The organism is Shewanella polaris, assembly GCF_006385555.1.
GTDB classification, from domain to species: domain Bacteria; phylum Pseudomonadota; class Gammaproteobacteria; order Enterobacterales; family Shewanellaceae; genus Shewanella; species Shewanella polaris.
Window position 1 is genome coordinate 2622099 of sequence record NZ_CP041036.1, and the last position, 15458, is coordinate 2637556.

Sequence of the window (15458 nt, forward strand, 5' to 3'; positions counted from 1 at the left end):
TGAATGTCTGGATCGATTAAATGGGCAATATTAGGCACCAGTTTTATCTCTGGGGTAATGGCTGATGCGATTAAAGCACAAGGTCAAAGTACAATTTATGGTGTTGCCGGACGCAACACCATAACATTGGCAGAGTTTGCCACTCAGTATCAAATTCCACATCAATTTACGGATTTTGATGCGTTAATCAACAGCCCTGAAGTCGATGTTATCTACATTGCTCTGCCAAATCACTTACATCATGAATACATAATCAAAGCGGCTAATGCTGGCAAAGCGATTTTATGTGAAAAATCATTGTCTGTAGATATGCCAAAAACCATCGAAAGCCTTGATGCTGTATCGCAAAACAAGGTGTTTTTCCTTGAAGGCTTAATGTATTTAGCTCACCCATTAATGCAACAGCTAAGCAAAACATTAGCCACTGGTGTGATAGGTGAAGTAAAAAGTATCCGCGGCCAATATTGCGCAGCCATAAGCCAGTTTGTGAATCCCGCCAGCCTTGGGGCGTTATTTAACTTAGGTTGCTACCCAGCATCATTAATGCAATTAGTCATGCAGCAACAATTTGGTACCGAGCAAAGCCAACACTATCAAATTGAAGCAATCGGAAGACGCGGCCAAGACGGTAATATTTGCGAATCAACCGCCATTGTCAGTTATAACAACGGCGTGCAATGTCATCTGCATACCGCTGAAGACTATGGTCTGCACGCAGGCTTTACTATTTTAGGCAGCTTAGGAAGTATTGAGTTCACTTCAAATCCTTGGTTACCAGAATCTCAGGGTAATCAATTTACGGTGAGATTATATGAGCAACAAGCTGAAGTAGTGAATGTTGAAACTAAAGGCAATGGGTTTTACTATCAAGTAGAAGCTGTGCTTAACGCATTAGAAACCAAGCAATACACAGTACCTAGACCTTTGGTACAGCTCAGTGACTCTGTTGATATTATGCAAATGTTAACCACATGGCATAAAGCCGCATTAGAAAGCTGCGCTGCGAACCACACCACTGAACGCTAAACATTCGTTTACTCGCTGTTGCTGAATGTTAGATAATTCAGTAACAGCAACGTAAGCGTACTCGCTGTGTTCATCGCTTAAACGTATTGTCGCTGCTTGGGGTAACGCACAGCGAAAGATAAAAGCTTGCGATTGATACGCACTGTGAAAATACACCCCAGACAGATATTGCACGTCAACCTCACAGCCCAACTCTTCAAAACATTCACGTTGTAATGCCTGATGAATCGTTTCATTAGGGTCAAGTCCACCACCCGGTAAACCCCAATGTTTGTCACCATAAGTGGCTTTTAACAACAGCACTTTCCCATCGTCATTAGTAATTACCGCATGAGAACTGAGTCTAAATAAATCATTAAAAGCCATGATGGTTTTCCTATTATAAAGTGAAGCGACCGACAAACTTATTGCTCACAACCTAACGTTGAAAATGATAATGGCTTAACTGAATACCGTGAAGGATTAATTTAAGATACTGAAATATAGCGAGTTAACTAATTAGCAAAGAGGCTAAGGGAACTTGCTGACTACTGAAAAGTAGCTAGCTAACAATCACATCAAACAGCGCGTTTTCTCGAACTGTCATTGACATAATAAAGAGTCACATCTCACGAGTTCGGGCTTGTTCAACACTTGGGATAAGGACGCGGCTTCGCGCGGCCTATCCTTAGTTATGAGTATTCAACCACCCAACTCACAACCCATAAGATCATTATTCCAGAACTTACCAATGCTTGCTTTCTTTTTGTTAGCACAAGCTTATCAAAGTCAGAAGAGCATAGGTTTGGTGTAATAATTCTTTCATCACCAAATATAAAATATGCCCCCATCCAAATTAATAAAATAACGCCTAGTGCCATCCAAACCCAGCCAAAAGTGATGTAAAAAGGCGAAATAATATAGGCGGTCAATTGTAAAAAGAAACGGGGTGATTTTAACGTTCTAGCTTTTGCACCATGTTTATTTGCATAGTCCACAAAGGAAATAGCAGAACCTTCATCTAATATCGTTTTTGATATATTCCAATTCCTGCCGTGATTATTGGCAGAAGAAATATTAAAAACTCAATCATCCCTAATACTCATAACGCCCCCTAATAAGTGAACCAAGTACTGGCGGGCGATTTGCTCAGAAAATGGCATGAAAGCCTTAAAAAAATCTTAATTCAGAGACTTGTTAACTTACGTCACGCCATATCAATCACTGGTTTAGCGACAGTGACACCGATAATGAGTAACATCAAAAAAGGGACTGCATGGCACAAAATCATCGGATACTTGCCAACAGAATCCTTCGTTGGGATAAAAAAATAGGGATCAACTTTAAGTAAACATTTATAGAAAGGCATCAATATGGGCTTAAACCAACTATGAAAGTAATACCCACTTACAGCCACTATCTGTACTTCAACAAGTAATAAGAATATATCAAGCCCAACAGCGTCAACAAACAAAGCTAAAGACACTAACTCTGGGTTAAGTAGCAATACACAGACAACCGATATTGTCGCGGTCTCCCACATCCACTTTTTGATGTTCATAAATCTTCCATGATTAAGTAAGTTATTATTGGAATAAACATTAACTGACTTTCAGTAGTCATTCAATTGAAAGCGCTGTTTTCCTTGATTATATTTATTGAATCGGGTTTTGGAGAGTTTGATGAACTGTTGCAGACGGTTACGGAGGGAAAGATAGCGACAAAGACTCTTAGAGTCTATTAACTCAGACTATGCCTTAACTTTTTGATGTTATGTACCAAGCAAATAAACAATACCACCCATTTTATGGTGACCTGCACTCGCACATAAGCTTGGCCGCTGTGTCTATTTCATGCTGAAGAACAAAACGCTGTTTGATGAACAACAATTCTTGAAAGGATAAGTCGCGCAATAAGGTGAGCTGAACGTCTAACTAGATACTCTTAAAAAGAGAAGCGAGCATGACCGTGAATGATGTGGCTAATGAAGCAATGACTTCTTTCCATCATCACTATGCCAAATGCTATTTAAGCTACATTGCCTGCTGTTGATTTTACAAAGAATAACACCTTATTGGTGCGCATTAATAAATGCAATCAACAAAGTCGTTTACACCTTAAATGAGCCTAAAACTAACTGTGTACAAAGCACCTCTGACTTGAATAGTGCCATCTTAGGGTTAACCGATAAATGTCTCGGCTTTGCCTCCTGAGTCGCTCTACCTCCTAAATCCATTTAGTCGTAGTGCCCCTGACATTTCAAAGGAATGAAAAGCGTCAGGTAGCATTCTTTATTTTAAAGTAAATCGCACTAAGAGAGCCTCTATGTGTGTTTGCCCACTTTTATTTCTAAGAGCTCGATAATTTGACTGCTAAAAAATTTAGTGGGGTCAGGGTAAACTTTTATAAAAAGTAAATTTAAACACTGGCTTTTTAAAACGTTTATGTCCAAAAAAGAGTTAGTTCCTGTAACCTATAAATGGATAAATTCAACTCTGAATTTGAGGTCGTTGAAGGCTCTTTATACAAGAATGCGTGATGCTCACATGGCCTTTCTCGCACATCCATGTGCTACAAGGCATTCAGGCATCCTGCCTATCAGATGTGAGCTTAGCTTTCGCGGTACAGGTCGTTCTTTGGCGTCCTGCCATCACGACATTCGTGAATCCATTCACATCAGATGTACCATCGGAAGCGTTAGCATTTTCACTCTTTATTAATAAGATGGGCCGAAGCAGCATACAATTTAAGTTAAAATCTGGATTAATTTCCGTCGCGACCTTTTCGCTCTTTGAAAATGTTGCCGGAACGGCAGGGGTGATCCAAGAGGGGATTGCTGTTGATCCCCTTTTGGCCCGTGCAGGGTGGAACCTTGCGATGTTAATTCAAACGGAGTTTGAAAAAACTGGTGTGGGTGAAGCGCCACGACATGAGTGGCCGCAGGCCATAGCGGTAACGCACTATTTATATAACACTATTCCTCTTTAGCACTATGCGTAAATAACACCGCGGCGTATTAACCATTTTTCAATTTCGACGGCAAACAGAATAAGTGAAGATATAAACATACAGACAGCAAGATCGGCCATTGGTAAAGGCTGGGTATGGAAAATAGTGTTCAATACAGGTGTATAAATCACCACCATCTGTAACAACAACGTCAGCAGAAATGCCCCTAACATGGGTAAATTACTGAATAAACCAGTACGCAATAATGAAGTACTATTGCTGCGAACCGCCAGTGCATGAAACAACTGCGATACGGTTAATACGGTAAACACCATCGTTTGCCAGTAAACTAGATCACGAGAAATAGCCCAAGCCATAGTAGCAATGGATATTCCACCAATAAATAACCCCACCCAGATAATATGCTGCCACATACCATGAGAAAAAATACTTTCCTTTGGAGGCGTTGGCGCACGATTCATTATATTCGGTTCGGCTGGCTCGGTCGTTAATGCAAGGCCCGGCAAGCCATCAGTTACTAAGTTAATCCACAGGATATGAATCGGCAATAAAGGAATAGGCAACCCGAAAAAAGGTGCTAGAAACAAGGTTAATATTTCACCAAAATTGGAACTCAATGTATATTTGATAAATTTGCGAATATTATCGAAGGTGCGCCGTCCCGACCGTATCGCTCGAACGATCGAGGAAAAATCATCATCCAGCAATACCATATCAGAAGCTTCGCGGGCCACATCGGTTCCCTTCAGCCCCATGGCCACGCCAATACTCGCACGCTTCAATGCGGGTGCATCGTTGACGCCATCGCCGGTCATAGCGACAAATTCACCTTTTTCCTGCAACGCTTTGACAATACGTAATTTTTGTTCAGGTGTCACCCTTGCGTACACCCGTATCGTGTCAACTAGGCGGGAGAATTCTTCATCCGGTATTTTAGCAAGCTGATCACCACTTAGCATCGCACTATCGTCATCAATAATACCCAAACGTTGTGCTATCGCAAACGCGGTACCAGGGTGATCTCCAGTAATCATTACTGGAATAATGCTCGCTGTAAGGCAATCATTCACAGCCTTAGGTACTTCCGGCCGCGGCGGATCAATCAGCGCCACCAGCCCCAAAAAAGTGAGTTCTCGTTCTACAACGTCTGCTTCTAGTGGATCTGGCAAGCGATTAAATTCACGCTTTGCAAATGCCAGAACACGATAACCTTTACTCGCTAACTGTGTTGCCTCTGCCAACACAGTCGCTACTTCAAACGCTGTAGCGCCATCATTATTTAATCCTTGAATACATTGTTGTAGTACTTTTTCTGGCGCGCCTTTGATGTACGCAGTCACAACATCGGATGTTTGATGCAAGGTTGTCATCTGTTTTCGTTGGCTATCAAATGCAATAACAGCTATACGTGGCTTTGCTTGCTCAAGGATAGACTTGTCAAAACCGGCCATGTGAGCGGCTTCGAACAATGCCAGCTCGGTCGGTTCACCAGCAGGTTTGCCATCTTTAACCATGATGTCATTGTTTAGTGCCATGGCTTGGCCCAGTTCGGTCCATGGAATACTTGCTTCTGACTCAGGCATTGCTTTTCGCAGTTCACCAGCGGCGTAAAATAACTCAGCAGTCATGAGGTTTTGTGTCAGAGTGCCGGTCTTGTCAGTACAGATATAAGTAACTGAACCTAGGGTTTCCACCGCGGGTAAGTTACGCACTAGCGCATTATGTCGAATCAGCTTACGCGCCCCTAGGGCTAGTGAAATGGTCACCACCGCCGGAAGTGCTTCCGGTATCGCTGCAACTCCCAGGCTTACAGAGGTTAAAAACATCAGTAATATTGGTTGTCCTTGCAGCAAGCCTACAACAAACACCATTATACATATTGCCAACACAGCCAAAGCAAGATAACGGCCAAAACGAGACAATCGCGTTTGCAAGGGTGTTTTTACATTCGTTTCATCTTGCAGCAACCCAGCAATCTGGCCTATTTCGGTTTCCATACCACTGGCAACCACGACCCCTTTGCCTCGTCCACGCGTAATCATACTGCTCTTAAAGACTAGATTTAAACGGTCTCCAATGGCCAACTCAGTATTAACTAACGGTTCTGTTTGCTTTTCTATTGCACTCGATTCACCAGTCAGTGCTGATTCATCAACCTGTAGATCTTCCTCTTCTAGTAAACGCAAATCAGCAGGCACAATATTTCCTGCTTCCAGCATGACAATATCACCCGGTACTAGCTCTATTGTGTCAATGGTTACTTCATTAGTATCACGCAATACATGTGCATCTGGCGCTGCCATTTTTCGCAGTGCCGCCACAGCTCGTTCAGCCCTATACTCTTGTCCGGTGCCAATAATTGCATTTAGTAATACAATTACCAGAATAGCAATAGTATCTTGTAGCTCACCTAAAAACCCCGAAATCACTGCCGCGACCAACAGCACAATAATCATGAAATCAGAAAATTGCCCGAGTAAAATGAACAGCAACGAACGTCGTTTTTTTTGGATAATCGCATTATGCCCATATTCAATTAGGCGTTTTTTTGCCTGTTCTATGGTCAGGCCCGTTAACGATGAGTCAAGCCGCTGTAGAACATCTGCAGATTGTAAACTGTGCCATTTGGGTGATGACATTTTAGTTTCCAACAAAGAAGTAAATAATCGAAGCGGTTAATACAGCAACTAGCAATGCCTGTATACCACTGCGTAACCACGTCACCCCTGATATCCGGCCAAGAAAAACACCTAATAAAAAAGTGAGTAGCAATGCCACAAAGACGGCAGAATAAAGAGGTGAAAGAGGAAGATTAACGCCTGCCATGGCCAGCCAGAGTGGCGACAAGATTAACAATGAAATGACCAGCGGTGCTAGGCCATTAACCAATGCTACCAACAAGGGAACCCAGCGCGAGGCGACACCATGCGCACTATTATGGAGATCACTAATCATTGCCCTCTCCAGTTCTCCCAGGGCATATTTTCGCTCCGCAGATTCACTGATGTAAGCACTGCTAATACCACTCATGCTCAGTGCAATCGCTGCTCCGAGACAGACACCAATAACCATGGATAAATCGGCAGGTTTACTGACAATAAAACCCATTATCAACCCGAGCATGGTAAGTGCACCATCAAAGCCATTTACAACAAAATAACGACGTACAATTCCCCGTGAGTTGGTTATATCGAGTAAAAATCTGGCCTGCTTTAACGGACTCATAATATGTTAACCAGCAACCGTTTCATTATTAACTTCAACCTCATCAATACTGTGAAGAGATCCTCCCATATTGGCAATGACAGATTGAATGGCATTAAAATCAATTGCACTACCAGCCAATTCTATTTGCACCGTTTCAGTGTTTTCATCCATTTCAAGAACAATCAATTTAACTCGATAATCGACACCAGCTTCGGCGATAGCTTGAGAAAACTCAAGTGCATTAGGTTGATGAGGTTTAAGTACATCCAGAACAACCCTTTTGACATTAACCATAATAAATAGTCCTATAAATTTTAGTCTTATTGATTATATTTTAACCCCTCATGAATAATTTGTCGTGAGGTGTCTATGGTTTTTAGTTAACTTGGAAACCTAACGCTTTTGTCAACGTTTCAAATCATACTGACTAATATGTACCCATTTATCTAGCATTGCTAGGATAATGAATATAGGTTTTGTCAGCGTGGATGACGCTAGATTTGTATGATGATTTTTAGATCTAAAAAGATAGATTTAACACGGAATAGTTTTTCTAAACTTAGGGTATGTTGATCTTAGCGGCTTGAATTTTGTTCTAGATAAAAACGTTTTAATCGAGGCGAGTGGATTGCGGCCTAGCAATCTAAGAACTTTTACTCAACAAAGAGTGAAGAGTAAACAGCTGTTGGCTTCCTCTTAGTCTGGTGTAGACGAAGCGTCACAACCTAAGTGAACGCTGGCCATAATATTATTGACTAAACTGATTCACTTTATTCAGCAAACGCATAAATTCAACTTGTTCACTGTCGGTTAATGCCGTTAAAAAGTGTTGATTAACCCACTCTGCTTCGTGAATTAAATCTTGTTCGAGCGCTTTACCATTGTCGGTTAAAAAGATTTGAAATGAGCGACGATTGTCCGCTTCTTGATGACGAGTAATAAACCCCTGAACCTGTAGATTATCGAGCAGCCGCGTCATGGTGTAATTGGCTACGTCGCAACGTTTAGATAGCTCAGTTTGACTAATGCCCTCTTCTTGCCATAACGTAAATAGCACAGGCCAAATTTTACTGTCTAACTCATAGCGCTTTAAACGAGTATCGAGTTCTTGCTGCAAGGCAATATTTAAATGGGAAATCAAATAACTTAAACTTTCAAAACGTTCCAAATGATATCTCCTGCATCGTCAGCCGTGTCATTATCTCTCAATGTACAGACCTTACCGGCTTTTAAGTAAGCCACAATATCCATACTTAGGTAAAACACACCTGAACACGGATTAGATTACCATCTCTATACGTTAATAGAAGCTATTTTAAGAGTCAAAAGATACATACTCGTTTATGTAGCGGTAATAACAGGCTCGATTTAATTGTCCCACCAAGCCCCGCACTAAAGGTGCGTATATGCCATTGTCTGTAATGATAATATCTGCGACATTAATAGCAGAAAGTTGAGTACCTATACTGCTGGTAAATATCAGCTCATCATTTGAATGAGTATCCGAAGGCGAAGCTTGATAATCCACTAACAATAATGGATATGCCTCAACGGTGACTTTGACTTTTTCGACTGGCGTAATTAAGAAATACTCGTCATCAATACAATGCAAAATACTACTGAACAAGGCCGAAAATTTTGCAGGCAACGGACTGTCTAGATACAGCCAATCGCCATTGGCTTGTATATGAAACAGCACATCATCACTGCACAGCGCCACACCATCAGGTTGAGTAAATGTACTTAATGCTGCTGTTTCATCTGTCATTATGCTTATCCTTATGCCAGTAACTTAAGCAACGCCTCTATCGGATGTTGGGGTTTAAAGCCGGAAAAACGTTTCACCTGGCTTCGACATGAATAGCCCGAAACCAATATTTGACTCTGTTCAGTCATTTTTTCAATACTTGACTGCCAAGACATTTCAAATAATTGCTTTGAACGTTCAAGGTTTTCTAGTTCATGGCCATAAGTGCCCGCCATGCCGCAACAGCCTAAATTGACACTGTTTAACTTAGCCCCAAAATGACTAAAAATCGCTTTCCACTCATTTGCAGTATTTGGTTTTGCTGTTGATTCTGTGCAGTGACTAAACCAAGTGTATTGCGGCGCATCATCTGATAATGCAGAGGCTTCATTTCGACTCGCGACAACATCAGTTAGCCATTCATTGGCCAACAGCACCTCAAATGGACCACGGCGTTGGCCTAGGGCTTCTTTATACTCATCGCGATAACATAATACTAAAGCAGGATCGATTCCCACCATTGGCATACCAAGGGCATGCACTCGGTTTAAGAAGTCAGCACTGTTTTGCGCAGTTTTAGCAAATTTGTCTAAGAAGCCTTTAATGTGAGTCGGTTTACCATTGGGTTTAAATGGCAATAATACCGGCTTAAGGCCAAGCTTTTCGATTAATTGAATAAACCGATAAACCAAATCGGCATCATAAAAACTGTTAAACGGATCTTGTACTACCAACACATATTGACTGCGCTGCGCTTTTGGGATGGCAGACAAACAATCCAAATCATAGCCTCGACTCGAATGACCGTCTAAACGCTGTTTTAGCGTAGGCACGGATAACTTCGGCGCATCGACATAACCAATGGCTTTTTTAATCACCCATTTACTCAGCGGATTTTGCGAAGCTATATTAGTTAATTTTGGCATAGCTGCCATCAGCGGTAATGTGTCTTCAATACCAGCAACTAAATAATCTTTGGCTGGGCGTAAGTAGCGTTTGTAATAAATATTAAAGAACTGTGCTCTAAACTTTGGCACATCAACTTTAACCGGACATTGCCCCGAACAGGCTTTACAGGCTAAACAGCCTTTAAGCGACTCCATGACTTCATGGGAGTAGTCATAGTCCCGTTGGTTGTTGATGGTATTTTGAATTCGTTGCATCAAGCCCAATGATTTAGACTTCGCTAGTGCATCAAGATCAACGCCTTCTGCTTCAAGTAAACGCAACCATTCACGCATTAATCCAGCACGGCCTTTGGGTGACTGAACTCTATCTCCTGTGACTTTAAACGACGGACACATAGGAGAATAACTGCTGTAATTAAAACACAGCCCATTACCGTTACAGTTCATCACATCAGGAAAAGCTTCACGGGTTTGCACCGGAATTTGTCTGTCAAAACTGCCACGTTTTGCACTGTCGACATTAAACATCAATGGACCAGATTGAGGCGGAGCGACTAATTTACCTGGATTTAAACGATTATCAGGGTCAAACAAGCCTTTAATCTGTTCAAGCACACCATAAAGTTCGTCACCAAATACCGCTGGACCATATTCACCACGCACACCTTTACCATGCTCGCCCCACATTAAACCGCCATACTTAAGTGTTAATGCTGCCACTTGGTCAGATATCACTTTAAGTAATTGCTCATCGGCGACATCACACATATCTAATGCTGGGCGAACATGTAATACACCAGCATCAACATGACCAAACATACCGTATTGTAAATTATGGCTATCGAGTAACGCACGAAACTCCATAATATAGTCGGCTAAGTTTTCTGGTGGCACGGCGGTATCTTCGGCAAATGCTAGCGGTTTACGATTACCTTTGGTGGCACCTAATAAGCCCACCGCTTTTTTACGCATCGCATAAATACTGTCGATATCACTTCTTTCACTAATAATTTGAAAACCAACTAAACCGAACTGCTGTTGGTTCAGTTGTCCTGTCAGCATCTCTTCTAACAGTGCGAGTTTCTGTTTTACGACATCGTCTTCACCGGCAAACTCAACCATATTAAGACCTTCGATGATCTTATTGGGCACGGCTTTAATTTGATCGGCAACTGAGTGCCAAATAATGTCTTCGCGGGCAAGGTTAAGCACTTTAGAGTCAACGGTTTCAACTACGGTAGCATTGGCTTGTACTAATGAGGGTGCATGACGTAATGCTGATTCAAACGAGTCGTACTTAATATTCACCATCATGCGAGTTTTTGGTAACGGAGTAAGATTTAGCTTAGTTTCGGTAATGACCGCAAGCGTACCTTCTGAGCCCGTTAAAATACGCGATAAATCAAACTGGCTTAAATCATCATTCCACACATGCTTTAAATCATAGCCAGTTAGAAAACGATTCAACTTTGGAAAACGCTCAATAATAGTGTCGCGTTTTTGCAAACATACTGCTGCCACCTTGCTAGCAATGGTATTACCAAGCTGATTATCACCGAAAGGTTGTTGGTCAACGTTGTCATGAGCTATTGGTGTTGTGGTCAGTACACTACCGTCAATGAGTACACTGGTGATCCCTAACACGTGATCAGACGTTTTGCCGTAAACTAATGAACCAGCACCAGATGCATCGGTATTAACCATACCGCCAATGGTCGCGCGGTTTGAAGTAGATAAATCAGGACTAAAGAAAAAACCATGAGGACGCAATGCATCATTTAATGCATCTTTAATCACCCCAGCCTGTACCCTTGCCCAGCCCTCTTTGGCGTTGATCTCAAGTACTTGGTTCATGTGCCGCGACACATCGAGGATCAGTCCATGAGTCAATGACTGGCCATTAGTGCCTGTTCCGCCGCCGCGAGCACTAAAGGTGACTTGTTTGTATTTGGGCTGCGCCGCTAGTGATAACACCAACTCAACATCTTGTTGATGTCGTGGATAAATAACCGCTTGCGGTAGGAATTGATATACCGAATTATCGGTTGCCTGAATAAGCCGCGCACTGTAACGCTTGTCTATTTCACCTTCAAATTCGCTTTGTTCTAGCGCGTCAAGATACTCTAGATAGATAGGTTCTAATGTTTGTTTATGTGATAGCAAAGGTAACATAGAGGACTTATTAATTATTGGTATATTAAGATCATTATAAACAAAAAAAAGCCGCTAAAAAGCGGCTTTTCTAACATTTTGATAAAATTCAACTTAAAAATTACATTAAATTGCAATTATTATGCTTGATTATGCATTCTGTTCAGCTAAATATAACCAAGTGTCGATGACTGTATCAGGGTTAAGTGAAACAGAATCAATACCTTGCTCAACTAACCATGCAGCAAAGTCAGAATGGTCTGATGGACCTTGACCACAAATACCCACATAGGCACCTTTGGCTTTAGCTGCTTTAATGGCCATGGCTAATAATATTTTAACCGCATCATCACGCTCATCAAATAAATGGCTGATAACTCCAGAGTCACGATCAAGCCCTAACGTTAGCTGAGTTAAGTCATTTGAGCCGATAGAGAAACCATCAAAATACTCAAGGAACTGATCTGCTAGCAAGGCATTCGATGGGACTTCGCACATCATAATCACACGCAAGCCATCTTTACCGCGCTCTAAGCCTTGCTCTTTCAGTAATTCGATTACTTTAGATGCTTCGCTTACCGTACGTACAAATGGGATCATAACTTCAACGTTGGTTAAGCCCATTTGGCTACGAACACGTTTAATCGCTTCACATTCAAGCGCGAAACAATCGCGGAATGATTCAGAAATATAACGGCTGGCACCACGGAAGCCCAACATTGGGTTTTCTTCATCTGGCTCGTAACGATCACCACCGACTAAGTTTGCGTATTCGTTAGACTTAAAGTCAGACATACGTACGATAACTTTTTTCGGATAAAACGCTGAAGCAATAGTCGCAATACCTTCAACTAGACGTGCTATATAAAACTCAACAGGAGAATCATAACCAGATATCATTTCGTTGATTTCAGCTTGTAACTCGGCAGTTTGACCGTCGAAATCAAGCAAGGCTTTAGGGTGAATACCAATCATACGGTTAATGATGAACTCTAAACGCGCTAAACCGACACCTTCGTTAGGTAAACGGGCAAAGTCGAATGCACGATCAGGATTACCGACGTTCATCATAATCTTCATTGGCAAAGGAGGTAATGTATCTACGCGGTTTGTGACAACGTCGAACTCTTGTTTACCCGCATAAATCAAACCAGTATCACCTTCAGCACAAGATACTGTGACAATATCGCCCGTTTTAATACGGTCAGTAACATCACCACAACCTACAACTGCAGGTACGCCTAATTCACGTGCAATAATTGCTGCATGACAAGTACGTCCGCCACGGTTAGTCACAATCGCACTCGCGCGTTTCATGATAGGTTCCCAATCTGGGTCTGTCATGTCGGTAACTAACACGTCACCAGGCTCAATTTGATCCATCTGGTCAATCGAAGTTAATACCTTCGCAACACCAGCACCAATCTTATGACCAATAGCGCGGCCTTCACAGACAACGTCACCTTTAGTTTTTAAATGGTAACGTTCAATTAACTGCACATCTTCACGACTGCGAACGGTTTCAGGACGAGCTTGAACAATATAAAGTTTGCCATCGTTTCCATCTTTAGCCCATTCGATATCCATCGCACGGCCATAATGCTTTTCAATAATCACAGCTTGCTTAGCAAGTTCCATGACTTCTGCATCATTAAGAGAGAATATACGACGTTGTTCTGCAGAAACGTCTTCGATTTTAACTTGTTTACCATGAGCCTTATCATCAGAGTAAACCATTTGAATCAACTTACTGCCAATATTACGACGCACAACAGCTTGATGGCCTTGCGCTAAAATCGGTTTGTGGACATAGAATTCATCAGGGTTAACCGCACCTTGTACAACCATTTCACCTAAACCAAAAGATGAAGTGATAAAGACAACGTCGTTGTTACCAGATTCTGTGTCCATGGTGAACATAACACCAGAAGCCGCTTTGTCTGAACGTACCATACGTTGTATGCCAGCAGATAAAGCAACACCTTGATGTTCGTAACCTTGATGGACACGATAAGAAATTGCACGATCATTAAATAATGATGCGTAAACATGCTTAATCGCTAACATGACGGCGTCATAGCCTTTAACGTTTAAGAATGTTTCTTGTTGGCCGGCAAAAGATGCGTCAGGCATATCTTCAGCGGTCGCTGATGAACGCACTGCAAATGATGCGTCTTTAGTTTCGCTCGACAATTTTTCATATGCTTCACGAATGGCGACTTCTAATGCAGGCTGAAATGGGGTATCGATAACCCATTGTCTGATCTGTGCACCTACTTTGGCCAGTTCATTAACATCATCAACATCCAATGTATCCAGAATATCATTAATTTTCTGGTTAACTCCGCTTTGTTCAAGGAACTCATTGAACGCATGAGACGTCGTCGCAAAACCGCCAGGAACTTGAACCCCAGCATTAGCCAAATTGCTGATCATTTCACCAAGGGATGCATTTTTTCCGCCGACCTTGTTTACATCACCCATGCCTAAATCTTGATACCAGAGTACGTATTGCTGCACAGTTTTATCTCCGCAAGTTTTTATTTCAATGGCCACTTCACATAAGGGCAATAGCATCTTACACTCCCATACAAGACGCGTAAATCTATAATTTTATTTGTAATTTTATTACTACAAGAGGTCATAATGACACCAAAAGTATTCTACATTTCAGATGGAACCGCGATCACGGCAGAGGTTTTTGGTCATGCGGTACTTTCACAATTTCCTATAGAATTTGAATCACTTACAATTCCATTTGTCGAAACGATCCCTCTAGCAGAGAAAGTTAAGCAAAAAATAAATGATTGTTTTATTACAACAGGTGTAAGACCACTAGTGTTCCACTCAATCATTAATCCTGAAATTCGTAATGTGATTTTTTCGAGTGAATGTGTCGATTACGATTTCTTGAACACCTTTGTTGCGCCACTCGAACAACACTTAGGTGTGAAAGCGAAACCTTTATTACACCGAACACATGGTAAAAGTAACCAAGGTTACGAAACCCGCATTGATGCGATTAACTTCACTATGGATAATGATGACGGCCAAACCATGAAACACATGGATGAAGCCGATATTATTTTATTAGGTGTCTCTCGTTGTGGTAAAACGCCGTCAAGCTTATATCTGTCAATGCAATTTGCTATTAGAGCTGCAAACTACCCTTTTACTGAAGATGACATGGATAATCTTAAGTTGCCTGAGGCGTTAAAGCGCAATAAACCCAAATTATTTGGCTTGACCATTGACCCTAATCGTTTACACGAAATTCGCCAAAGCCGTATGGAAAACAGCCGGTACTCCTCATTAAGACAATGTCGCCTCGAAGTAAAAGAAGTCGAGATGATGTATAAAAAAGAGCGCATTCCATTCGTTAATACAACCAATCTTTCGGTTGAAGAAATTGCTACAAAAATTCTCCATATCACCGGTTTAAAACGCCATATGTTCTAATTAATAAACAA

13 protein-coding genes are annotated in these 15458 nt (G+C 41.6%); 3 read left to right on the plus strand and 10 right to left on the minus strand.

Going from position 1 to position 15458, the window contains the following annotated elements; all coding sequences use genetic code 11:
* The first annotated feature begins 3 nt into the window (after nucleotides 1–3).
* On the plus strand, nucleotides 4–1026 hold the full coding sequence (locus FH971_RS11430; RefSeq protein ID WP_140234383.1) for a Gfo/Idh/MocA family protein: 1023 nt from the start codon (nucleotides 4–6) through the stop codon (nucleotides 1024–1026).
* Here FH971_RS11430 and FH971_RS11435 read toward each other — a convergent pair.
* From FH971_RS11435 to FH971_RS11445, 3 genes are all read right to left on the minus strand, one after another.
* Complete coding sequence (locus FH971_RS11435) at nucleotides 988–1392, minus strand: NUDIX hydrolase (RefSeq protein ID WP_140234384.1); 405 nt, start codon at nucleotides 1390–1392, stop codon at nucleotides 988–990. The genes FH971_RS11430 and FH971_RS11435 overlap by 39 nt on opposite strands.
* A gap of 305 nt (nucleotides 1393–1697) precedes the next feature.
* Nucleotides 1698–2003: a hypothetical protein gene (locus FH971_RS11440; protein ID WP_140234385.1), complete on the minus strand. Its 306-nt coding sequence runs from the start codon at nucleotides 2001–2003 to the stop codon at nucleotides 1698–1700.
* 209 nt (nucleotides 2004–2212) lie between these two features.
* Nucleotides 2213–2566, minus strand: a complete 354-nt coding sequence (locus FH971_RS11445) for a hypothetical protein (protein WP_140234386.1) — start codon at nucleotides 2564–2566, stop codon at nucleotides 2213–2215.
* 977 nt (nucleotides 2567–3543) lie between these two features.
* Here FH971_RS11445 and FH971_RS11450 point away from each other — a divergent pair.
* The gene (locus FH971_RS11450) at nucleotides 3544–3993 is read left to right on the plus strand and encodes a hypothetical protein (protein WP_140234387.1); all 450 of its coding nucleotides are present in this window, start codon (nucleotides 3544–3546) and stop codon (nucleotides 3991–3993) included.
* A gap of 2 nt (nucleotides 3994–3995) precedes the next feature.
* Here FH971_RS11450 and FH971_RS11455 read toward each other — a convergent pair whose 3' ends face one another.
* The 7 genes from FH971_RS11455 to ppsA form a co-directional block, all read right to left on the minus strand.
* A complete protein-coding gene (locus tag FH971_RS11455; protein ID WP_140234388.1) occupies nucleotides 3996–6614 on the minus strand; it encodes a cation-translocating P-type ATPase in 2619 nt (872 codons plus the stop codon).
* A gap of 1 nt (nucleotide 6615) precedes the next feature.
* Entirely contained in the window at nucleotides 6616–7200 is a 585-nt protein-coding gene (locus FH971_RS11460; RefSeq protein ID WP_137226889.1) for a VIT1/CCC1 transporter family protein, read from the minus strand.
* Between the two features lie 6 nt (nucleotides 7201–7206).
* The gene (locus FH971_RS11465) at nucleotides 7207–7476 is read right to left on the minus strand and encodes a DUF211 domain-containing protein (RefSeq protein ID WP_140234389.1); all 270 of its coding nucleotides are present in this window, start codon (nucleotides 7474–7476) and stop codon (nucleotides 7207–7209) included.
* A gap of 454 nt (nucleotides 7477–7930) precedes the next feature.
* Nucleotides 7931–8350, minus strand: a complete 420-nt coding sequence (locus FH971_RS11470; RefSeq protein WP_140234390.1) for a MarR family winged helix-turn-helix transcriptional regulator — start codon at nucleotides 8348–8350, stop codon at nucleotides 7931–7933.
* Between the two features lie 147 nt (nucleotides 8351–8497).
* On the minus strand, nucleotides 8498–8950 hold the full coding sequence (locus tag FH971_RS11475; protein WP_140234391.1) for a DUF1285 domain-containing protein: 453 nt from the start codon (nucleotides 8948–8950) through the stop codon (nucleotides 8498–8500).
* Between the two features lie 11 nt (nucleotides 8951–8961).
* The gene (gene ydiJ / locus FH971_RS11480) at nucleotides 8962–12009 is read right to left on the minus strand and encodes a D-2-hydroxyglutarate dehydrogenase YdiJ (RefSeq protein ID WP_140234392.1); all 3048 of its coding nucleotides are present in this window, start codon (nucleotides 12007–12009) and stop codon (nucleotides 8962–8964) included.
* Nucleotides 12010–12138: 129 nt separating this feature from the next.
* Nucleotides 12139–14508 carry a phosphoenolpyruvate synthase gene (gene ppsA / locus FH971_RS11485; protein ID WP_137227472.1) on the minus strand — a complete coding sequence of 790 codons (2370 nt, stop codon included), beginning with the start codon at nucleotides 14506–14508 and terminating at the stop codon, nucleotides 12139–12141.
* A gap of 126 nt (nucleotides 14509–14634) precedes the next feature.
* Between ppsA and ppsR the strand changes: the two genes are divergently transcribed.
* Nucleotides 14635–15447, plus strand: coding sequence for a posphoenolpyruvate synthetase regulatory kinase/phosphorylase PpsR (ppsR, locus tag FH971_RS11490; protein ID WP_137226884.1), 813 nt, complete (start codon nucleotides 14635–14637; stop codon nucleotides 15445–15447).
* Nucleotides 15448–15458 lie beyond the last annotated feature (11 nt).

Coding starts and splice junctions, on each gene's coding strand:
- FH971_RS11430 (WP_140234383.1), top strand. CDS start 4: ATGTCTGGATCGATTAAATGGGCAATATTAGGCACCAGTTTTATCTCT.
- FH971_RS11435 (WP_140234384.1), bottom strand. CDS start 1,392: ATGGCTTTTAATGATTTATTTAGACTCAGTTCTCATGCGGTAATTACT.
- FH971_RS11445 (WP_140234386.1), bottom strand. CDS start 2,566: ATGAACATCAAAAAGTGGATGTGGGAGACCGCGACAATATCGGTTGTC.
- FH971_RS11450 (WP_140234387.1), top strand. CDS start 3,544: ATGCTCACATGGCCTTTCTCGCACATCCATGTGCTACAAGGCATTCAG.
- FH971_RS11455 (WP_140234388.1), bottom strand. CDS start 6,614: ATGTCATCACCCAAATGGCACAGTTTACAATCTGCAGATGTTCTACAG.
- FH971_RS11460 (WP_137226889.1), bottom strand. CDS start 7,200: ATGAGTCCGTTAAAGCAGGCCAGATTTTTACTCGATATAACCAACTCA.
- FH971_RS11465 (WP_140234389.1), bottom strand. CDS start 7,476: ATGGTTAATGTCAAAAGGGTTGTTCTGGATGTACTTAAACCTCATCAA.
- FH971_RS11475 (WP_140234391.1), bottom strand. CDS start 8,950: ATGACAGATGAAACAGCAGCATTAAGTACATTTACTCAACCTGATGGT.
- ydiJ (WP_140234392.1), bottom strand. CDS start 12,009: ATGTTACCTTTGCTATCACATAAACAAACATTAGAACCTATCTATCTA.
- ppsR (WP_137226884.1), top strand. CDS start 14,635: ATGACACCAAAAGTATTCTACATTTCAGATGGAACCGCGATCACGGCA.